Origin of the sequence: Mesorhizobium sp. M0802 (assembly GCF_040320115.1) — a bacterium.
In the GTDB taxonomy this organism is placed as follows: Bacteria; Pseudomonadota; Alphaproteobacteria; order Rhizobiales; family Rhizobiaceae; genus Mesorhizobium.
The window spans coordinates 1-21,211 of record NZ_JAMYOY010000016.1 but is presented as its reverse complement, the minus strand read 5'-3'; the positions used below and the strand labels follow the sequence as shown (position 1 = coordinate 21,211).

Below are 21,211 nucleotides of genomic sequence, written 5' to 3'. Positions count from 1 at the left end.
CCTATTAATCCGGCTAATTCAGTGCGTCTTTCCGGCTCGCGGAAACATAAAGTGATCGGCTGCTTGCAGCGGCTGGCGGCGGACTAAGCGTGGATCAGGCGATTTCGTGCCGCCAGGGCGGGTTGGCGCCGGCCCGCGACACGGTCACCGCCGCCGCTTTGGCGCCGAGGGCCAGCGCCTGACGGATGGCGTCCTCCGAAAGGCCGCCGATCCCGGCCTTGGTGAGCAGGCCTTGCTCGTGCAGCGAGGCCAGAATGCCGGCATTGAAAGTGTCGCCGGCGCCGACCGTGTCGACCACCTCCACCTTATGCGGCATCACCGTGACCTTGTGATCCCTGCTGTAGCCGACTGCGCCTTCGCTGCCATGGGTGACGACGATCAGCTTGGGGCCCCGATCGAGCCAATTGCGGATGACGTCCTCATGCGAGCCGGCCTCGCCGAACCAGTGCAGATCCTCATCCGATAGCTTCACGATGTCGGCCATCGCCATCATCGAGCGGATGCGCCGGAGGTGCTTGGCTTTGTCGGGGATGAAGTTCGGCCGGATGTTGGGGTCGAGCATCATGACGCGGCGTTGGTGCTCGCGTTTCATGAATTCTTCGTAGGCAGCACCCGCCGGATCCGAAATCAGGCTGATGGCGCCAAACAGCATGGCTTCGATCTCGGCGCCCAGTTTCGGCAGATCCTCTGTCGTCAGCATGCGCCCGGCGGTGTTTTCGTCGTAGAAAGTGTAGGTCGCCTGGCCGTTGGTGAGCCGCACGAAGGCGAGCGTGGTCGGGCGAGGGGAGGTGTGCGCATAGGTGGAGCTGACCTTGCTTGCGCCGAGCGCCTCGCGGAACTGGCCGCCGAACAGATCCGACGACAGGCCGGAAAAGAAGCCGGCGGGCGCGCCGAGGCGGCCAAGCGCGATCGCCGTGTTGAACACCGCGCCGCCGACATAGGGCGCAAAGGCCGGCTCGCCTTGTGTCGTGGTGCGCGGCAGCATGTCGATCAGGGCTTCGCCGCAGCAGAGGATCATGATTTCTTGTTCTCCGGCGGATAGATCACGCCCTTGCGGATGATGATGTTGGCATAGAGCCGGGGTTCGCTGGTGGCGACGATCGCATATGCCGACCGGACGCGTGCATAGAAGTCGGCGCCCGCCAGCGCAACCACCTTGCGGCCCGGCGCGCGCCTGGTGCAGATCGTTTCGATTTCATGGTGGACCGGATCGGCGACCGAGGGATCGCCTTTTACCGAGGCACGAAACAGCGCTTCCGGCACGAAGTCGTCCACCGGCAGAACGCTCAAAATGGCTTCAAGCACCGGTATGAGGTGAAGACCGTCGGCGCGGATCAGCCGGTTTGCCTGTTCTTCCGCCGGATAGTTGCCGTCGACAAGCGCGATCTCGTCGCCATGGCCCATGGCGCGCAATGTCGCCAGAAGCTCCGGACCGAGCAGCGACGGAATACCGATCAGCATTCAGGTGCTCCGGGAAATGGTGGTCGAACCGATGAGGAAGCGTTCGGACAGCGGCAGGCTGGCGCCGCCCAGCGCGCGGGCATGGATGCCGACGGTGCCTTCGCGCACCACCGGAAGCTTCAGCCCTTCGCCATCGATCGTACCGATCGCCTGCCTGATCGCATCGACGAGCCGGCGCCGGACAGCCAGCGGCATCCAGCCGTCGATCACCGCGGCCTCGAAATCGATCACCGAGGACGCCGATACGATGGCATAGGCCAGCGCCTGAGCGGCATTGGCGATCCAGTCGTCGAGCTCGTGACCGATCTCGCCCCAATCCTCAGGCGACGTCCACAGATGCGAAGCCTCGACGCCGCGTGCGTTAAGCGCCTTTTCCAGCATGGCGATCGAGGCGACGTCGATGAGCTGCGTCGGCTTGCCGTCCGGCCCCGGCACCGGCATCGAACCCAGCGCCCCGGCATTTCCGGTTGGCCCGCCGAACAGCCGGCCGTTGAGCACGATGCCGCCGCCGGCAAAGGCGCCGATATAGAAATAGACGAAGTCGCGCGCCCCGCCGGTCTGGCCGAACACCAGTTCGGCGCCGCAGGCGGAGGTGGCGTCATTCTGCAGATAGACCGGGAATTCGCACTGCGCCTGGATGTCGGCACGGATGTCGCGATGGCGCCATTCGTCCATGATGTCGCGCGGCGCGCCGGCGGTGTCGGCCCAGTTCCACAGTTCGAACGGCATGGCGATGCCGAGCCCGGCAATGCGCTTGTCCTGCGCAGGTGTCAGTTCGGCGCGCATCGTCTTCATGCCTTCGGTGACGAACTCAACCGTCTCGCGCGGCGCCGGATAGCGGTAGGAGTGCTGCAGCATGGAACGCACAGTTCCGAGGAAATCGATCAGCACCAGTTCGGCGCTGCGGCGGCCGATCTTGAGGCCGATGAAGAAGGCGCCTTCGGGGTTCAGCGCCATCGGGATGGAGGGCTGGCCGATCTTGCCGCGCAACGGCGCTTGGCGCAGCAGCAGGCTGTCTTCCTCCAGTTCGCGCATGATGACCGAGACGGTCTGCGCTGAAAGCCCGGTCATGCGCGCAATGTCTGATTTGGCCAGGCTGCCATGCTGGCGAACCAGCGACAGCACCAGCCGCTCATTGTGGTCGCGCATGCCGCTCTGGTTGGTGCCACGGTGGAGACGGCTGGCGGCCGCCTCGGGCGAACCGTGCCTTGCAATGCCGGTCTCCACCCTTGTTCCTTCCCTTGGTTTATTCTTACTGCTTTTGCGGCAGAATGAGTGAACCACGCAAAGCTGTCAATAATAAATAAGAGTGATTTAATTATTGACAGGCGGCTCCCGCTGGTGTCATTTGAGGGCGCGTCCACACTGGGAGAACTTCAGTGGATGCGCTCGAGATGCCGGTTGGCGGCATCCGCATGGTTCCATGGGAGGAAGATCGTGACCAAAGCATTATTGAAGTCCACCGTGTTCGCCGCGGCGGGCCTCGGCCTGATGGCGTTTGCTTCGACAGCATCGGCCGCCGGCGTCGGCGCCTGCCTGATCACCAAGACCGACACCAACCCCTTCTTCGTCAAGATGAAGGAGGGCGCGACCGCCAAGGCCAAGGAACTTGGCGTCGAGCTCAAGACCTATGCCGGCAAGATCGACGGCGACAGCGAGAGCCAGGTGGCGGCGATCGAAAGCTGCATCGCCGACGGCGCCAAGGGCATCCTGATCACCGCCTCCGACACCAAGGGCATCGTGCCGACGGTGAAGAAGGCGCGTGACGCCGGCCTGCTGGTGATCGCGCTCGATACCCCGCTGGACCCGATCGATGCCGCCGACGCGACCTTCGCGACGGACAATCTGGAAGCCGGCAAGCTGATCGGCGCCTGGGCAGCCGCGACCCTCGGCGACAAGGCCAAGGACGCCAAGATCGGCTTCCTCGACCTGACCCCCTCACAGCCGACCGTGGATGTGCTGCGCGACCAGGGCTTCATGATGGGCTTCGGCATCGACGTGAAGGATCCCAACAAGATCGGCGATGAGGACGATGCCCGCATCGTCGGCCACGACGTCACCAACGGCAATGAAGAAGGCGGCCGCAAGGCGATGGAAAACCTTCTGCAGAAGGACAACTCCATCACCGTCATCCACACCATCAACGAGCCCGCCGCTGTCGGCGCCTACCAGGCGCTCAAGGCGGTCGGTCTCGAAAGCCAGGTGCTGATCGTCTCGGTCGATGGCGGCTGCCCCGGCGTGAAGTCGGTGACCGAAGGCGTCATTGGCGCCACCTCGCAGCAATACCCGCTGCAGATGGCGGCACTCGGCATCGAGGCGATCGCCGCCTTCGCCAAGGACGGCGCCAAGCCGAAGCCGACCGAAGGCAAGAACTTCTTCGACACCGGCGTCAACCTTGTCACCGACAAGCCGGCCAATGGCGTGAAGTCGATCGACACCAAGGAAGGCCTCGCCAAGTGCTGGGGCTGATGGCTGCCTGACAGCCAGCGGCAAGCTGACGGCCGGGGGCTTGATCCCCGGCCGCTTCGGGTGGACGATGCGTCACGCGAATAATCCCGGCAGCAGACCGGACAGGCGCGAGCGGGTATCGGCATGGAGCTGAAGCCCAGGGGAGGAAACATGGCTCAAGCACAGGAATTCGAGAAGGTTCTCTCGAGCAGCGACACAAGCGTTGCCGCCTTTGACGAGCACAAATCGGCCGTCAAGCGCATCCAGCATTTCCTGCACTCCACGCCGGCGGCGGTGCCGCTGATTGTGCTGGTCTTGTCGATCGTAATTTTCGGCATCGCCATTGGCGGGCGTTTCTTCTCATCCTATACGCTGACGCTGATCCTGCAGCAGATCGCCATCGTCGGCATCCTCGGTGCCGCGCAGACACTGGTCATCCTGACCGCCGGCATCGACCTGTCGATCGGCGTGATCATGGTGATTTCGGCCGTGATCATGGGCAATTGCGCGGTCAGCTACGGCATGCCGGCCGTGCTCGCAGTGCCCATCGGGCTTGCCGCCGGCGCAGCCTGCGGCCTGCTTAACGGTTTGCTGGTCGCCTACATGAAGCTGCCGCCGTTCATCGTCACGCTCGGCACCTGGAACATCGTCATGGCGACCAACTTCATCTATTCGGCCAACGAGACGATCCGCGATACCGACGTCGACGCCCAGGCGCCGCTGCTGCATCTCTTTGCCCTGAGTTTCAAGATCGGCACGGCGGTGCTGACACTGGGCGTCATCGCCACGGTCGTGCTCGTTTTGATCCTCTGGTACGTGCTCAATCACACCGCCTGGGGCCGCCACGTCTACGCCGTTGGTGATGATCAGGAGGCGGCGAAGCTGTCTGGCATCCAGACCAAGAAGGTGTTGATGACGGTCTACACCCTTGCCGGGTTGATCGCAGCTTTCGCTGCCTGGGTTTCCATCGGCCGCAACGGCTCGATCTCACCGTCAGCCGCCGTCACCGACTACAACCTGCAGGCGATAACTGCGACGGTGATCGGCGGCATTTCACTGTTCGGCGGGCGCGGCTCAATTCTGGGCACGCTTTTCGGCGCGATGATCGTCGGTGTCGTCTCGATGGGCCTCAACATGCTGGGCGCCGATCCGCAATGGAAGGTGCTGCTCACCGGTGTGCTGATCATCGGCGCCGTGGCGATCGACCAATGGATCAGAAAGGTTTCGGCATGACCGTGGAACCCATCCTCACCGCGCGCGGCCTGATCAAGCGCTATGGCCGTGTCACCGCCCTCGACAATGCCGACTTCGACCTCTACCCCGGCGAAATCCTGGCCGTCATCGGAGACAATGGCGCCGGCAAATCATCGCTGATCAAGGCGATTTCCGGCGCCGCCGTGCCCGACGAAGGCGAGATCCGTCTTGAAGGCAAGGCTGTCGCTTTTAAATCGCCCATGGAGGCGCGCGAGGCGGGCATCGAGACGGTCTACCAAAACCTGGCTTTGTCGCCGGCCCTGTCGATCGCCGACAACATGTTCCTCGGCCGCGAGATCCGCAAACCCGGCTTCCTCGGCGACTGGCTTCGCATGCTGGACCGGCCGGCAATGGAAAAGCGCGCCCGCGACAAGCTGACCGAGCTTGGCCTGATGACCATCCAGAACATCAGCCAGGCGGTGGAAACGCTGTCGGGCGGCCAGCGTCAGGGCGTGGCGGTGGCGCGCGCCGCCGCTTTCGGCAGCCGCGTGGTGATCATGGACGAGCCGACCGCGGCACTCGGCGTCAAGGAGAGCCGCCGCGTGCTGGAACTGATCCTCGATGTCAAGAAAAGAGGCCTGCCGATCGTGCTGATCTCGCACAACATGCCGCATGTCTTCGAAGTGGCCGACCGTATCCATATCCATCGGCTGGGACGTCGCCTCTGCGTCATCGATCCCAAGCAATATACCATGTCCGACGCCGTCGCCTTCATGACGGGAGCGAAGGTTCCGCCGGAGGCTGCACTCGCTGCCTGATCCGCTCGACGGATAAATTGCCGCAGGGGAACTGGCGGCATGCTGGTCTAAATCGATTGAACGTATGTTGCGATGCACTAGGATAGGCTGGGACTGAGAGCGAAAGCCGGTATGATCGCAGCACGATCACGAGAGGCAGTATGACGCGAACAATGACAGCCAAAGCCCCCGATCTCGAAATACCCGATCCCAAGACGCTGGCCGACGAAGTCTTGCTGGCTCTCAAATACCGGGTCGGCAAAGGCACCTCCGTTGCCACGCAATATGATTGGCTGACAGCCTCGATCAAGGTCGTGCGCGACCGCATCGTCGATCATTGGATGCAGGCGACGCAGGAGGCCTACGCCCAGCAGGAAAAGCGCGTCTATTACCTGTCGCTCGAATTCCTCATCGGCCGGCTTATGCGCGATGCCTTCTCCAATCTCGGCCTGATGGACAATATGCGAGAAGCGCTCAAGTCGCTGGGCGTCGACCTCGACCTCATCGCCGGGCTCGAACCGGATGCAGCGCTCGGCAATGGCGGTCTTGGCCGGCTCGCCGCCTGCTTCATGGAAAGCATGGCGACCGTCGACATTCCCGCGCATGGCTACGGCATTCGCTACGCCAACGGCATGTTCCGCCAGGAGATCCATGATGGCTGGCAGGTCGAACTGCCCGAAACCTGGCTCGACCACGGCAACCCTTGGGAGTTCGAGCGGCGGGAGCGTGCCTTCGAGGTCGGCTTCGGCGGCTCGGTGGAATCGATCACCTCCAAGGATGGCCGGCTGGAACGTCACGTCTGGAAGCCGACCGAGCATGTCCAGGCCGTCGCCTACGACACCCCGGTGGTTGGCTGGCGCGCCAACCGCGTCAACACGCTGCGGCTTTGGTCCGGCATGCCGGTCGATCCGATCCTGCTCGACAAGTTCAACGCCGGCGACCACATCGGCGCGCTGGCCGAAAGCAACAAGGCCGATGCCTTGTCGCGCGTGCTTTACCCCGCCGATTCCCACAAGGCCGGCCAGGAACTGCGGCTGCGGCAGGAATATTTCTTCTCCACCGCGTCGCTGCAGGACATCGTCCAGCGCCATCTCAGCCAGTATGGCGATCTGGCCTCGCTGCCCGACAAGGCGGCGATCCATCTCAATGACACCCATCCGGCGATCGCCGTGCCGGAGCTGATGCGCCTGCTGATGGACGTCCATGGCATGGATTTCGACCAGGCCTGGGACATCACCAAGCGCACCTTCGGCTACACCAACCACACGCTGCTGCCAGAAGCGCTGGAAAGCTGGCCGGTGCCGCTGTTCGAACGGCTTTTGCCGCGCCATATGCAGATCGTCTACGCCATCAATGCGCAGGTTTTGCTTGAGGCCCGCGCCACCAACCAGTTTTCCAATGAGCAGATCAGCCGCATCTCCCTGATCCAGGAAAATGGCGACCGCCGCGTGCGCATGGGTAACCTGGCCTTTGTCGGCTCGCACTCGATCAATGGCGTGTCGGCGTTGCACACCGAGCTGATGAAGGAGACGGTGTTTGCCGATCTCCACAAGCTCTATCCCGATCGCATCAACAACAAGACCAACGGAATCACGCCACGCCGCTGGCTGATCCAGTGCAATCCAGGCCTCACCGCGCTCGCCCGCGCGGCGATCGGGGACCGTTTCCTCGACGACATCGACGCCATCAAGGGGCTCGAAGCCTTTGCCGGTGACGCCGCCTTCCGCGACAAGTTCGCCGCCGTCAAGCGCTCCAACAAGGTCAAGCTCGCCAATCTGGTCGCCGACCGGCTCGGCATCAAGCTCGACCCGTCGGCGCTGTTCGACATCCAGGTCAAGCGCATCCACGAATACAAGCGCCAGCTGCTCAACATCCTGGAAGCGATCGCGCTCTACGACCAGATCCGCTCGCATCCCGAACAGGACTGGATGCCGCGCGTCAAATTCTTCGGCGGCAAAGCGGCGCCCAGCTACCACAATGCCAAGCTGATCATCAAACTGGCCAACGACGTCGCCAAGGTCATCAACAGCGACCCGTCGGTGCGCGGGCTGCTGAAAGTGGTGTTCGTGCCGAACTACAATGTCAGCCTGGCCGAGGTGATGATGCCGGCCGCCGACCTGTCCGAGCAGATTTCGACTGCCGGCATGGAGGCGTCGGGCACCGGCAACATGAAGTTCGCGCTGAACGGCGCCTTGACCATCGGCACGCTCGACGGCGCCAATGTCGAGATCAAGGAATGCGTCGGCGACGACAACATCTTCATCTTCGGCCTGAGCACGGCGGAAGTCGCCGAGCGGCGCAGCAATGCCTACAACCCGCGCGCCGTGATCGAGGGCTCCCCTGAATTGGCGCAGGCTGTTGCCGCAGTATCGTCGGGCGTGTTCTCGCCCGACCAGCCGGATCGCTACCGCGAGCTGGTCGACGGTCTCTACAACAGCGATTGGTTCATGGTGGCGGCGGATTTCGACGCCTATGCCGCCGCCCAGCGCGATGTCGACGCCGTCTGGCGCAACAGCCCCGATTGGTACGCGCGCGCTATCCGCAACGTTGCCCGCGTCGGCTGGTTCTCTTCCGATCGCACGATCCGCCAATATGCGAAAGAAATCTGGAACGTGCCCGCCTGATATGATTGCATGAGGCCACGAGCAAAGGGTCTTGTGCACAAGAACTGGTTCCCAGGGAGGGACACCGCCTGATGAAGAAACCGCGCGCGACCGCGACGACGAGCGAGTCGGACGGGCTGGCGTCAGCCGGCGATGTCGCCGCAATTGTTGCAGGCACGCATGGCGATCCTTTTGCAATCCTGGGCGTGCATGAAGCCGGCAAGGGTCTGGTTGCCCGCTGCTTCGTCCCCAATGCCGAGTTCGTCACCGCATACACGCTGGCCGGCAAGAACGCCGGCGAACTCACGCGGCGCGACGACGCCGGTTTCTTCGAAGGCAGACTGTCGATCAAGAAGCGTCAGCCGCTGCGCTATCACGCCAAAAATGCCGGCGGCGACTGGTGGCTGACCGATCCCTATTCCTTCGGCCCGGTGCTCGGCCCGATGGACGACTACTATATCGCGCAAGGGTCGCACCTCAGGCTGTTCGACAAGCTCGGCGCCCATCTCCTCGACCATGAAGGCGCGTCGGGCGTCAATTTCGCCGTCTGGGCGCCCAATGCAAGGCGCGTCTCCGTGGTCGGCGACTTCAACGAATGGGACGGCCGCCGCCATACGATGCGCGACCGCCGCGACACCGGCATCTGGGAGCTGTTCATTCCCGATATCGGCGCCGGCCACCCCTATAAATACGAGATCATTGCCCCCGACGGCGTGCGCCTGCCGCTCAAGGCCGATCCGTTCGCCTTCAAGTCTGAACTGCGCCCGGCCACAGCATCGGTGACGGCGGTGCCGCCGGCGCATGAATGGGGCGACGAGGCGCATCGCAATTACTGGCGAAAGGCCGATCCGCGGCGCGAAGCCATATCGATCTACGAGGTCCATGCCGGTTCGTGGCAGCAGCACGATGATGGCAGCTTCCTGTCATGGGACGAACTCGCCAACCAGCTCATCCCCTATGCTGTCGAGACCGGCTTCACCCACATCGAGTTCCTGCCGATCTCCGAACATCCCTATGACCCGTCATGGGGTTATCAGACAACCGGACTTTATGCCCCCTCGGCGCGCTTCGGCGACCCCGACGGCTTCGCCCGTTTCGTCGACGGTGCGCACCGCGCCGGCGTCGGCGTCATCCTCGACTGGGTGCCGGCGCATTTCCCGGTCGACGCGCATGGCCTGGCCAATTTCGACGGCACAGCACTTTATGAGCATGCCGACCCGCGCAAGGGTTTTCATCCCGACTGGAACACCGCGATCTACAATTTCGGCCGCCGCGAGGTGGTGTCGTTCCTGGTCAACAATGCGCTGTTCTGGGCCGAGAAATACCATGTCGACGGTTTGCGCGTGGATGCAGTGGCCTCGATGCTCTACCTCGATTATTCGCGCAAGGCCGGCGAGTGGATCCCCAACGAGAAGGGCGGCCGCGAAAACCTCGAAGCAGTCTCCTTCCTGCAGAAGATGAACAAGGAGGTCTACGGCCACCATCCCGGCGTGATGACCATCGCCGAGGAATCGACTTCATGGCCGAAGGTCTCGGCGCCGGTGCATGAAGGCGGGCTGGGCTTCGGCTTCAAATGGAACATGGGCTTTATGCACGACACGCTGGAGTATTTCGCCAAGGAGCCGATCTTCCGCAAACATCACCACAACGACCTGACCTTCGGCCTGACCTACGCCTTCTCCGAGAATTTCGTGCTGCCGCTGTCCCATGACGAGGTCGTGCACGGCAAGGGCACGCTGCTCGGCAAGATGGCCGGCGACGACTGGCAGAAGTTCGCGACTTTGCGCGCCTTCTATGCCTTCATGTGGGGCTATCCCGGCAAGAAGCTGTTGTTCATGGGCCAGGAATTCGCCCAGCGCCGCGAGTGGAGCGAGGCGCGCGCGCTCGACTGGAACCTGCTCGACTTCCACCCGCATCGCGGCGTCTGGCAGACGGTGCGCGACCTCAACTATCTCTATCGCTCGCGCCCGGCGCTGCATGCACGCGACTGCGAGCCGGACGGCTTCTCCTGGCTGATCGTCGACGACAAGGAAAACTCGGTCTTCGCCTGGCTGCGCAGCGCGCCCGGCGGCAACCCGATCGCCGTCATTTCCAACTTCACGCCAGTGCCGCGCGACAATTATCGCGTGCCATTGCCCAAGGTCGGCAAATGGCGCGAAATCATCAACACCGACGCTTCGGACTACGGTGGTTCGGGCAAGGGCAATGGCGGTGTGGTCGAAGCCAGGGCGGAAGGAGGAGGCATTTCGGCAACGATGCTTTTGCCGCCGCTGTCGACGATCATGCTTGAACTCGTTGCGGACTAGGTCCGTCAACTCGTTACGGATTAGGTCCGTCGACTCGTTGCGGACCGGGCGATGCTCCAGACTGGTAATTTGGGAGGGTAAAAATGGCAGACTTGAAGAGAACCCAGCCGCTGGCGCGCGATGCCATGGCCTATGTGCTGGCCGGCGGCCGCGGCAGCCGGCTCAAGGAATTGACCGACCGCCGCGCCAAGCCGGCTGTCTATTTCGGCGGCAAGACGCGCATCATCGATTTCGCGCTGTCCAATGCGCTGAATTCCGGCATTCGTCGCCTCGGTGTCGCCACCCAGTACAAGGCGCATTCGCTGATCCGCCACCTGCAGCGCGGCTGGAACTTCCTGCGCCCGGAGCGAAACGAAAGTTTCGACATCCTGCCGGCCTCGCAGCGTGTCTCGGAAACGCAGTGGTATGAAGGCACCGCCGACGCCGTCTACCAGAACATCGACATCATCGAGGCCTATGGCCCTGAATACATGGTGATCCTGGCCGGCGACCATATCTACAAGATGGACTACGAGCTGATGCTGCGCCAGCACGTCGATGCCAATGCCGACGTCACTGTCGGTTGCCTGGAAGTGCCGCGCTTGGAAGCGACCGGCTTCGGTGTCATGCATGTCGATGGCAAGGACAACATCATCGCGTTCGTCGAAAAGCCCGCCGACCCGCCCGGCATTCCCGACAAGCCGGAATTCGCGCTGGCCTCCATGGGCATTTATGTCTTCAAGACCAAGTTCCTGATGGAACAACTGCGCCGCGATGCGGCCGAGCCGGGTTCGAGCCGCGACTTCGGCAAGGACATCATCCCCTACATCGTCCAGCACGGTAAGGCGATCGCGCATCGCTTCGCCAAGTCCTGCGTGCGCTCGACGGCCGAGAACGAAGCCTATTGGCGCGATGTCGGCACGGTCGACGCCTACTGGGAAGCCAATATCGACCTGACCGACATCACTCCCGAACTCGACCTCTACGACCGCGACTGGCCGATCTGGACCTATGCCGAATTGAAGCCGCCGGCAAAGTTCGTGCATGACGAGGATGGCCGGCGCGGTTCGGCCGTCTCCTCGCTGGTCTCAGGCGATTGCATCGTCTCGGGTGCTTCGCTGAAGCGCAGCCTGATCTTCACCGGCGCGCGCATCAACTCCTATTCGACGCTGGAAGAGGTCGTCATGCTGCCCGACGTTCATGTCGGCCGGAACGCAAAGTTGAAGCGCGTCGTCATCGACCACGGTGTAAGGATACCGGAAGGGCTGGTGGTTGGTGAAGACCCTGTTCTCGACGCCAAGCGTTTCCGGGTTTCGGAAAAGGGCATCTGCCTGGTCACGCAGGACATGATCGACAAGCTGAAGCTGTAAGACGGGGTACCATAAACGCATGCAGGTTCTGTCGGTCACGCCCGAGATATTCCCGCTGATCAAGACCGGCGGACTTGCCGACGTGACCGGCGCATTGCCGATCGCGCTGGCCGCCAGGGGCGTGACCATGCGCACGCTCATCCCCGGCTTTCCCCAGGTGATGGACGCCTTCAAGAAAAAGAAGGCTGTCTACCAATACCCGCTGCTGCAGGGCGGCAAGGCTTCGGTCCATGCCGTCAAGATCGCCGGGCTCGACCTGTTCGTGCTCGACGCGCCGCATCTCTACGATCGTCCCGGCGGCCCTTACGGCAATGCGGCCGGCGCCGATTGGCCCGACAATTGGCGGCGTTTTGCTGCGCTGAGCCAGGTCGGTGGCGATATCGCCGGCGGCGCCATTTCCGGCTACCAGCCGGATCTCGTCCACGCCCATGACTGGCAGTCGGCGATGACGCTGGCCTATATGCGCTACGGCAAGGCGGTCGGCGTGCCGTCGCTGATCACGGTTCACAACCTTGCCTTCCAGGGTCAGTTCGGCGCCGGCATTTTTGGCGAGCTCGGCTTGCCGGCCGCGGCGATGGCGCTCGACGGCGTAGAATACTATGGCGGCGTCGGCTTCCTCAAGGCCGGCCTGCAGGCGGCCTGGGCGATCACCACGGTGAGCCCCACCTATGCCCAGGAAATCCGCTCGCCGGAATTCGGCATGGGCCTCGACGGCCTGATCAACATGCGCTCTTCCGACCTCTACGGCATCGTCAACGGCATCGACACCGACATCTGGAACCCGGAGACCGACAAGCATCTGGTGTCGGCCTACTCCGCCGCGACGCTCAAGGCTCGGCTTCCCAACCGGGCGGTTGTCGAGGACCGCTTCAGCCTCGAGCGCGACGACAGTCCGATCGTCTGCGTCGTCAGCCGGCTGACCTGGCAGAAGGGCATGGACATACTGGCGGCTGTGGTCGACGGCGTCGTCGCCACCGGCGCGCGGCTGGCGATCCTCGGCTCAGGCGACGCCGGCCTGGAAGGCGCGCTGCTGGCTGCCACCGCCCGCCATCGCGGCCGTGTCGGCGTCGTCGTCGGCTATGACGAGGGGCTTTCCCACACCATGCAGGGCGGCTGCGACGCCATCGTCATCCCGTCGCGCTTCGAGCCTTGCGGGCTGACCCAGCTTTACGGCCTACGCTATGGCTGCGTGCCGGTCGTCGCCCGCACCGGCGGCCTTGCCGACACCATCATCGACGCCAATGAAGCAGCGATCTCGGCCGGTGTCGCCACCGGCTTCCAGTTCGCGCCCAATAGTGGCGGCGCCATGCTGCACGCCATCCGCCGGCTGGTCGATGCGCATTCGAGCCCGGCCGTCTGGGAACAGATCCAGCGCCAGGGCATGAAGGCCGATGTCTCCTGGGACAAGAGCGCCGACAAATACGTTGAACTCTACCGCCTGCTGCTTTCGAAAAGGGTTGCCTGAAGCATGATCCGGACCGTCGCCACCAAACCCTATCTCGACCAGAAACCCGGCACGTCCGGCCTGCGCAAGAAGGTGCCTGTCTTTCAGCAGGAGCACTATGCCGAGAACTTCATCCAGTCGATCTTCGACGCGCTGGAGGGCTTTGAGGGCAAGACGCTGGTGATCGGCGGCGACGGCCGCTTCTACAACCGCGAGGTCATCCAGAAGGCCATCGCCATGGCGGCGGCCAACGGCTTCGGCAAGGTGATGGTCGGGCAGGGCGGCATATTGTCGACGCCGGCGGCGTCGCATGTCATCCGCAAATACAAGACCTTCGGCGGCATCATCCTGTCGGCCAGTCACAATCCGGGCGGCCCGCACGAGGATTTCGGCATCAAGTACAATGCCGGCAATGGCGGCCCGGCGCCGGAAAAGCTGACCGACGCGATCTTCGAAAAGACCAAGACGATTTCGAGCTTCAAGACCGCCGACATCGACCAGATCGACATCGACAAGATCGGCACGGTGACCGCCGGCGGCATGGCGGTCGAGATTATCGACCCGGTCACCGACTATGCCGAATTGATGGAGAGCCTGTTCGACTTCGACGCCATCCGCGCCAATTTCAAATACGGCTTCCGCATGCGCTTCGACGCCATGCATGCGGTCACCGGCCCGTATGCCAAGGAAATCCTCGAGCGCCGGCTCGGCGCGGAGAATGGCACCTGCCGCAACTACAAGCCGCTGCCGGATTTTGGCGGCCATCACCCGGATCCGAACCTGGTCCACGCCAAGCATCTCTATGACGAGATGATGGGACCGGATGCGCCCGATTTCGGCGCCGCTTCCGACGGCGACGGTGACCGCAATCTCATCATCGGCAAGGGCATTTTCGTCACCCCGTCGGATTCGGTGGCCATGCTTGCCGCCAATGCGCAATTGGCGCCGGGCTACAAGGACGGCCTCAAAGGCATCGCCCGCTCGATGCCGACCAGCGGCGCTGCCGACCGCGTCGCCGAACAGCTCGGCATCGGCATCTACGAAACGCCGACCGGTTGGAAGTTCTTCGGCAATCTGCTCGATGCCGGCATGGCAACGATCTGCGGCGAGGAAAGCGCCGGCACCGGCTCGAACCATGTCCGTGAAAAGGACGGGCTGTGGGCGGTGCTGTTGTGGCTGAACATCCTGGCCGTGCGCGGCGAAAGCTGCAAGGACGTCGTCACCGAACATTGGGCGACCTACGGCCGCAATTACTATTCACGTCATGACTATGAGGAGGTCGAAACCGAGCGCGCCAACGCCCTGGTCGACGAGTTGCGCGCCAAGCTGACCTCGCTGCCCGGCACCAGCGTGCGCGGCCTGAAGATCGCCAATGCCGACGACTTCGCCTATCACGATCCGGTCGACGGTTCGGTGAGCAAGAACCAGGGCATCCGCATCCTGTTCGAAGGCGGCTCGCGTGTCGTGTTTCGTTTGTCCGGCACCGGCACGTCGGGTGCTACGCTGCGCGTATACATCGAGCGCTACGAGCCGGACAGAGCGCGGCATGATCTCGACACGCAAGAGGCGCTCGCCGACCTGATCGCGGCTGCCGATGATATCGCCGGGATCAAGAGCCACACCGGGCGCAACAAGCCGAGCGTGATTACTTGAGGGTGGTGACGTCTTTACCCTCGCCCTTGTGGGGAGGGTCGATCCGCGCAGCGGATCGGGTTGGGGGTGCTCGTAAAGCGCTTTCCCCGCGCCGACCCCCACCCCGCTCACTTCGTTCGCGACCCTCCCCACAAGGGGGAGGGTGGAGGATGCGCCGATGACCCAGCTCGGCGCAACGGTCACTCCCGAAGGCATCCGCTTCGCCGCCTGGTCGTCGTCCGCGCGGCGCCTGTGGGTGTCGATCTTCGACGACACCGGCGCCCGTGAAATCGACCGGCTCGAACTTCAGCCGGAAGGCGAGAGCGTCCATGCGCTGTTCGTCGCCGGCCTTGCCGCGGGTACGCGCTACGGCTTTCGCGCCGACGGCGAATATGCGCCGGAGCGCGGGCTGTGGTTCGATCCCGACAAGCTGCTCACTGATCCCTACGCTGTCGAGATAGACCGGCCCTACCAGCATCATTGGCGGCTTGCCGCCCGGCGCAACGAAGGCACCGATACCGCGCCGCTGATGCCGAAGACCGTCGCCCGCGCGCTACCCAAGCCGCTGCCGGCCAAGGCGCCTTTGTTCCAGCCGGGCGGTCTGATCTACGAACTCAATGTCCGTTCCTTCACCAGACTGCATCCGGACGTGCCCCAAGCGCAGCGCGGCACCATTGCGGCACTTGCGCATCCGGCCATCCTCGAACACCTCAGAAAGATCGGCGTCTCCGCCGTTGAGCTGATGCCCGTGACGGCATGGATCGATGAGCGCCATCTACCGCCGCTCGGCCTCAGCAACGCATGGGGCTACAACCCAGTCACCTTCATGGCGCTCGATCCGCGGCTGGCGCCGGGCGGCCTCGCCGAATTGCGCGATACGGCGGGGGTGCTGCGCAAGGCTGGCATTGGCACCATCCTCGATCTCGTCTTCAATCATACCGGCGAAAGTGACCGGCTCGGGCCGACGCTGTCGCTGCGCGGCCTCGACAATCAAGCCTACTACCGCAGCGAGCCGGACGGCAGGTTGGCCAACGATACCGGCACCGGCAATACCATTGCCTGCGATCATCCGGTCGTTCGCGACATGGTACTCGACACGCTACGCCATTTCGTCCGCCATGCCGGCGTCGACGGTTTCCGCTTCGACCTGACGCCGGTCCTCGGCCGCGTCGCTGGCGTATTCGATCCGGCGGCCCCGTTGCTCGAGACCATCGCTGGCGATCCTCTGCTTGCCGATAGGGTGCTGATCGCCGAGCCGTGGGACATCGGCCCGAATGGCTATCAGCTCGGCAATTTCCGGCCGCCTTACCTCGAATGGAACGACCGCTACCGCGACGACGTCAGGCGCTTCTGGCGCGGCGATGCCGGCGCGGTCGGTGCGCTGGCGACAAGGCTCGCCGGCTCCTCCGATGTGTTCGGCAGGGAGGGCCAATCCGCCAGCCGCACGGTCAACTTCATCGCCGCACACGATGGCATGACGCTGACCGATATCGTCGCCTATGAAGCCAAGCACAACCAGGCCAATGGCGAGAAGAACCGCGACGGCCACAATGAGAACCTGTCCTGGAACAACGGCGTCGAGGGCGAAACCTCGGACAAGGCGATTGCCGAGGCCCGTTCCCATGATCGCTTCGCGCTGCTCGCCACTCTGTTTGCCTCGCGCGGCACCATCATGCTGACGGCGGGCGATGAATTCGGCCGCACGCAAGGGGGCAACAACAACGCCTATGCGCAGGACAACGCCATCACCTGGCTCGACTGGGCCGGGCGCGACGTCGGGCTGGAAGCCCATGTGTCGGCGCTCGCAGCTCTGCGCGGCGCGGTGCCGGCGCTTTCCGATACGCGCTTCCTGACCGGAGAGCCGCCGGACGGTTCTGATGTGCCCGACGTCGCGTGGCTGACCGAGACCGGCGCGCCGCTCGGCGAAGCCGACTGGAACGATGGCTCGCGCCATCGCCTCGTCATGCTGCTCGGCGATGGCGGGGAAGGCCGCCTGGCTGTGATCGTCAATGGCGATCGCCGCCAATGCGTCTTCACGCTGCCCGCGCGGCAAGGGTTTGAATGGCAGCCGGGTGTTGAAGCGCAAGCGGTCGACCTCGCGTGGCCGCTGCCCGGCCGCAGTGTCAGTTTCATGATCGAGCGCCGGACCGCAAAGGCCCGCGCCAGGAAGGGTCCGTGATGGCCGACGACAATGCCCAGCCGGGACCCGAACAGAGCGCCGACTGGTGGCGCGGCTGCGTCATCTACCAGATCTATCCTCGCTCCTTCCAGGACACCACCGGCGACGGCAGCGGCGACCTCTCAGGCATCACCTCACGGCTGGCGCACGTCGCCTCGCTCGGCGTCGACGCCGTCTGGCTGTCGCCCTTCTTCAAATCGCCAATGGCCGATATGGGCTACGACGTCTCCGACTATCAGGCGGTCGATCCGATGTTCGGCACGCTCGACGACTTTGACGCGCTGGTTGCCGAGGCGCACAGGCTCGGCCTGAAGGTGATCATCGATCAGGTGTTGTCGCACTCCTCCGACAAGCACGAATGGTTTGTAGAGAGCCGTGCCAGCAAGGATAATCCCAAGGCTGACTGGTATGTCTGGGCCGACACCAGGCCGGACGGCAACGCGCCCAACAACTGGCTGTCGGTCTTCGGCGGCCCGGCCTGGGAGTGGGACGCGACCCGCCGGCAATACTACATGCACAATTTCCTCGCCTCGCAGCCGGACCTCAACTTCCACAATCCTGAGGTTCAAGACGCGTTGTTGCAGACGGTGCGGTTCTGGCTCGAGCGCGGCGTCGACGGCTTCCGCCTGGATACGGTCAACTACTATGTCCACGACCGCTGGCTGCGCAGCAATCCGCCGCTGGCGTCGAGCGTCGCCGGCACCAATGGCGAAACCAACACCTATCTCTTCCAGGAGCATCTGTTCGACAAGACGCAACCGGAAAACCTCGGTTTCCTCAGGCGCTTCCGCGCTTTACTCGACGAATATGACGGCCGCGCCAGTGTCGGCGAGGTCGGCGACGAAGGCCGTTCGCTGCAGACGCTGGCCGCCTACACATCCGGCGGCGACAAGCTCAACATGTGCTACACCTTCGACCTGCTCGGTCAGCAATTCTCAGCCGCCCATGTGCGCGGCTGCGTCGAGGCCTTCGAGGCAGCTGTCGCCGACGGCTGGGTCTGCTGGGCGTTCTCCAACCACGATGTCGTGCGCCATGTCAGCCGCTGGACGCGGCCGGGCGGCGATCCAGATGCGGTGGCGACATTCGCTATCGCTTTGCTCTCCTGCCTGCGGGGCTCGATCTGTCTCTACCAAGGCGAAGAGCTTGGGCTGGAGGAGGCGGAACTGACCTTCGAGGATCTGCGCGATCCCGTCGGCATCCGTTTCTGGCCGGGGGTCAAGGGCAGGGACGGCTGCCGCACACCGATGGTGTGGGAGGCGGGCGCCGACAATGCCGGTTTTTCTTCGGGAAAACCCTGGCTGCCGGTGCCGGAAAGCCACCGCGCTCGGGCGGTCGATATCCAGAACGCCGACGACAAGTCCGTGCTCGCCGGCTACCGGACGATGCTCGCCTTGCGCAAGGCGCATCTGGCGCTGGTCAAGGGCCCGATCCGCTTTCTCGATACCGACGGCGATGTCCTTGCCTTCATCCGGCAGGGCGAGGACGAGATATTGCTCTGCGTCTTCAATTTCGCCGACAAGCCGGCCGACTGGCGGCTGCCGCCGGATCTCCAGCTTGTCGAGGCGATCGCTCTGGGTGGCGGTGCCGTCCTGCAGGAGGAGGGGCTGTTGCTGCCGGCCCTGGGCTGGTTTGTCGGCAAGGTAGGCTGATCTTTCAGGGACGCCGTCCGGCTTCAAAAAAGATCGTGTCCGCATGCAACCGTGCCGAGTGATCCGCGCAACGTCACCGGCGCCACATTTTTCATTTTCGGGCTTCTTCGGTACTTTCGTCGAGCTTGGCCACGAACGGCATTCCTGGAATTTTTCCAGATGGTTGCGCTAATGACAACTGCTGAGGGCAAAACCCAAAATTACAGGACAACCACAAGCTGCACCCAATTGGATCTTGTAATATAGATTAGCTATGGCTGGTTTAAGGTGAGGATGCTCACTTAGCGTCAAGCAAGACTCGGTTGAAATAATATTTCCGTCTGTCTAGTCTCCTGCCACCAGCTGCCGGAACGGGAACCGGCGGCGCGCTCGAAGGGGCCAGAAATCGGTTCCGGGGCGTCAACACTCGTAAGGCGCAGCCGATGGGCAGCGCCACAGGGAGAGACTTCATGCTGAAAAATATGCTGAAGGCGACGCTTGTCGCCGCGACCATGACCTTTGCCGCAGGCACGTTCCTGACGCCGGCCCTTGCCGAGACCGTCTATAACAGAGGCAGCGCCGCCGAAGCGGAGACGGTCGATCCGCACAAGACCTCGACCGTCTACGAAGCCGATATCATACGCGACCTGTTCCAGGGACTGGTCATGCACGATCAGAAGACGAACCTCATCCCGGGCGCCGCCGAAAGCTGGACGGTATCTGATGACGGCACCGTCTACACCTTCAAGCTGCGCAAGGACGGCTTGTGGTCGGATGGCAGCCCGGTGACGGCGGACGACTTCGTCTATTCCTTCCGTAGGCTGGAGGATCCGGCGACCGCCGCCGAATACGCTTCCATGCTCTATCCCGTGAAGAACGCCGAGGAAGTCAACACCAAGAAAGGCAAGCCCGAGGACATGGGCGTCAAGGCGATCGACGCCAACACCCTGGAAGTGACGCTGAAGGCGCCGACGCCATACTTCCTGGAGATGCTGACCCACCAGGCTACCTACCCGGTCAACAAGGCCTCGATCGACAAGCTCGGCGCCGACTGGATCAAGGCGGGCAATCTCGTTTCGAACGGCGCCTATACATTGGCCGAGTGGATTCCCAACGACCACATGAAGCTGGTCAAGAATCCGAAATTCTGGGATGCCGCGACCGTCAAGATGGACGTCGTCAACTACATCCCGACCGAAGACCGCTCTTCGGCGATGAAGCGCTTCGAGGCCGGCGAACTCGACAGCTACGGCGACCTGCCGACCGAACAGCTCGCTGACCTCAAGACCAAGTTCGGCGATCAGGTCCGCGTCGGACCGTATCTCGGCACCTATTATTACGCGATCAAGACCGACAAGGCGCCCTGGGACAATGTCGAGCTGCGCAACGCCATCTCGATGGCTATCGACCGCGACTTCCTGGCCGAAAAGGTCTGGCAGAATTCCATGCTGCCTGGCTATTCGATGGTGCCTCCGGGCATCGCCGGCTACACGCCGGCAATGGCCAAATACGCCGACATGCCGCAGATCGACCGCGAGGACGCCGCCAAGAAGATCCTTGAGAAACTCGGCTATACGCCCGAGCATCCGCTGAAGATGGAGATCCGCTACAACACCTCGGAAAACCACAAGAACACCGCGGTTGCCATCCAGGAACAGTTGAAGCCGCTTGGCGTCGAGATCACGCTGCTCAACACCGATACCAAGACCCACTATTCCTTCCTCGAGCAGAAGGGCAACTACGACGTGGCGCGTGCCGCCTGGATCGCCGACTACAAGGATCCCGAGACCTTCCTCGGCATCACCCGCAAGGCCAGCGGCAACAACTATTCGAACTACGTCAGCCCGGCATATGAGGCGGCCATGGACAAGGCCGCGGCTGCCGGCGGCAAGCCGGAAGAGCGCATGAAGGACCTCACTGAGGCCGAGCGCATCCTTGTCGATGACGTCGGCAACATTCCGCTTCTCTACTACAGCTTCCACGATATCGTCTCCTCGAAGCTGCATGGCTTCGATGACAATGTGATGGACATCCATCCGTCCCGCTTCGTCTCCAAGGACTGATAATCATCCTTGACTGGACCGGCGCCCCCCCCGTTGGGGGCGGGGGGGGGGGGGGGGAAGCCCCCGGCGGGGAAGAGGGGGGGGGTTTTTGGGCCACCCCGGGGGGT

Annotated in this window: 13 protein-coding genes and 1 pseudogene; 11 read left to right on the top strand and 3 right to left on the bottom strand. The window is 63.3% G+C overall.

Translation table 11 applies throughout. The features are described 5' to 3' along the window. Positions 1-94: 94 nt before the first annotated feature. The 3 genes from NKI10_RS21290 to NKI10_RS21280 are packed head-to-tail and all read right to left on the bottom strand — an operon-like array spanning position 95 to position 2,688. The gene (locus tag NKI10_RS21290) at positions 95-1,018 is read right to left on the bottom strand and encodes a carbohydrate kinase family protein (RefSeq protein WP_023708422.1); all 924 of its coding nucleotides are present in this window, start codon (positions 1,016-1,018) and stop codon (positions 95-97) included. Next, positions 1,015-1,461, bottom strand: a complete 447-nt coding sequence (locus NKI10_RS21285; protein WP_023709843.1) for an RbsD/FucU family protein — start codon at positions 1,459-1,461, stop codon at positions 1,015-1,017. Before NKI10_RS21285 ends, NKI10_RS21290 begins: the two co-directional genes overlap by 4 nt. Then, positions 1,462-2,688, bottom strand: a complete 1,227-nt coding sequence (locus NKI10_RS21280) for an ROK family transcriptional regulator (protein ID WP_023709842.1) — start codon at positions 2,686-2,688, stop codon at positions 1,462-1,464. Positions 2,689-2,952: 264 nt separating this feature from the next. Here NKI10_RS21280 and NKI10_RS21275 point away from each other — a divergent pair, with 264 nt between their 5' ends. The 11 genes and pseudogenes from NKI10_RS21275 to NKI10_RS21225 all read left to right on the top strand — a co-directional run. Next, positions 2,953-3,930 carry a sugar ABC transporter substrate-binding protein gene (locus NKI10_RS21275; RefSeq protein ID WP_502897563.1) on the top strand — a complete coding sequence of 326 codons (978 nt, stop codon included), beginning with the start codon at positions 2,953-2,955 and terminating at the stop codon, positions 3,928-3,930. Between the two features lie 150 nt (positions 3,931-4,080). Then, on the top strand, positions 4,081-5,142 hold the full coding sequence (locus tag NKI10_RS21270) for an ABC transporter permease (RefSeq protein ID WP_023670725.1): 1,062 nt from the start codon (positions 4,081-4,083) through the stop codon (positions 5,140-5,142). Beyond that, complete coding sequence (locus tag NKI10_RS21265; RefSeq protein WP_023670726.1) at positions 5,139-5,921, top strand: ATP-binding cassette domain-containing protein; 783 nt, start codon at positions 5,139-5,141, stop codon at positions 5,919-5,921. Before NKI10_RS21270 ends, NKI10_RS21265 begins: the two co-directional genes overlap by 4 nt. Positions 5,922-6,061: 140 nt before the next feature. After that, a complete protein-coding gene (locus NKI10_RS21260) occupies positions 6,062-8,524 on the top strand; it encodes a glycogen/starch/alpha-glucan phosphorylase (protein ID WP_352861791.1) in 2,463 nt (820 codons plus the stop codon). Between the two features lie 71 nt (positions 8,525-8,595). Continuing rightward, positions 8,596-10,809, top strand: a complete 2,214-nt coding sequence (gene glgB, locus NKI10_RS21255) for a 1,4-alpha-glucan branching protein GlgB (RefSeq protein ID WP_023819224.1) — start codon at positions 8,596-8,598, stop codon at positions 10,807-10,809. An 83-nt stretch (positions 10,810-10,892) separates the two neighbouring features. Further along, positions 10,893-12,158: a glucose-1-phosphate adenylyltransferase gene (gene glgC / locus NKI10_RS21250; RefSeq protein WP_023715696.1), complete on the top strand. Its 1,266-nt coding sequence runs from the start codon at positions 10,893-10,895 to the stop codon at positions 12,156-12,158. 19 nt (positions 12,159-12,177) lie between these two features. Further along, the gene (gene glgA / locus NKI10_RS21245; protein WP_023819223.1) at positions 12,178-13,623 is read left to right on the top strand and encodes a glycogen synthase GlgA; all 1,446 of its coding nucleotides are present in this window, start codon (positions 12,178-12,180) and stop codon (positions 13,621-13,623) included. A gap of 3 nt (positions 13,624-13,626) precedes the next feature. Continuing rightward, complete coding sequence (locus NKI10_RS21240; protein ID WP_023752773.1) at positions 13,627-15,255, top strand: alpha-D-glucose phosphate-specific phosphoglucomutase; 1,629 nt, start codon at positions 13,627-13,629, stop codon at positions 15,253-15,255. A 157-nt stretch (positions 15,256-15,412) separates the two neighbouring features. Beyond that, the gene (gene glgX / locus NKI10_RS21235; protein ID WP_023821044.1) at positions 15,413-17,413 is read left to right on the top strand and encodes a glycogen debranching protein GlgX; all 2,001 of its coding nucleotides are present in this window, start codon (positions 15,413-15,415) and stop codon (positions 17,411-17,413) included. Beyond that, positions 17,413-19,062: a beta-galactosidase BglA gene (bglA, locus tag NKI10_RS21230; protein ID WP_023702236.1), complete on the top strand. Its 1,650-nt coding sequence runs from the start codon at positions 17,413-17,415 to the stop codon at positions 19,060-19,062. Before glgX ends, bglA begins: the two co-directional genes overlap by 1 nt. A gap of 422 nt (positions 19,063-19,484) precedes the next feature. Next, positions 19,485-20,852 (top strand): annotated as a pseudogene (locus NKI10_RS21225) (peptide ABC transporter substrate-binding protein); the annotation flags it as partial. Positions 20,853-21,211: the final 359 nt, after the last annotated feature.

What these genes read in the sequence shown, in the direction of transcription:
- NKI10_RS21290 (WP_023708422.1), bottom strand. Translation starts at nt 1,018, where the DNA reads ATGATCCTCTGCTGCGGCGAAGCCCTGATCGACATGCTGCCGCGCACC.
- NKI10_RS21285 (WP_023709843.1), bottom strand. Translation starts at nt 1,461, where the DNA reads ATGCTGATCGGTATTCCGTCGCTGCTCGGTCCGGAGCTTCTGGCGACA.
- NKI10_RS21275 (WP_502897563.1), top strand. Translation starts at nt 2,953, where the DNA reads ATGGCGTTTGCTTCGACAGCATCGGCCGCCGGCGTCGGCGCCTGCCTG.
- NKI10_RS21270 (WP_023670725.1), top strand. Translation starts at nt 4,081, where the DNA reads ATGGCTCAAGCACAGGAATTCGAGAAGGTTCTCTCGAGCAGCGACACA.
- NKI10_RS21265 (WP_023670726.1), top strand. Translation starts at nt 5,139, where the DNA reads ATGACCGTGGAACCCATCCTCACCGCGCGCGGCCTGATCAAGCGCTAT.
- NKI10_RS21260 (WP_352861791.1), top strand. Translation starts at nt 6,062, where the DNA reads ATGACGCGAACAATGACAGCCAAAGCCCCCGATCTCGAAATACCCGAT.
- glgB (WP_023819224.1), top strand. Translation starts at nt 8,596, where the DNA reads ATGAAGAAACCGCGCGCGACCGCGACGACGAGCGAGTCGGACGGGCTG.
- glgC (WP_023715696.1), top strand. Translation starts at nt 10,893, where the DNA reads ATGGCAGACTTGAAGAGAACCCAGCCGCTGGCGCGCGATGCCATGGCC.
- glgA (WP_023819223.1), top strand. Translation starts at nt 12,178, where the DNA reads ATGCAGGTTCTGTCGGTCACGCCCGAGATATTCCCGCTGATCAAGACC.
- NKI10_RS21240 (WP_023752773.1), top strand. Translation starts at nt 13,627, where the DNA reads ATGATCCGGACCGTCGCCACCAAACCCTATCTCGACCAGAAACCCGGC.
- glgX (WP_023821044.1), top strand. Translation starts at nt 15,413, where the DNA reads ATGACCCAGCTCGGCGCAACGGTCACTCCCGAAGGCATCCGCTTCGCC.
- bglA (WP_023702236.1), top strand. Translation starts at nt 17,413, where the DNA reads ATGGCCGACGACAATGCCCAGCCGGGACCCGAACAGAGCGCCGACTGG.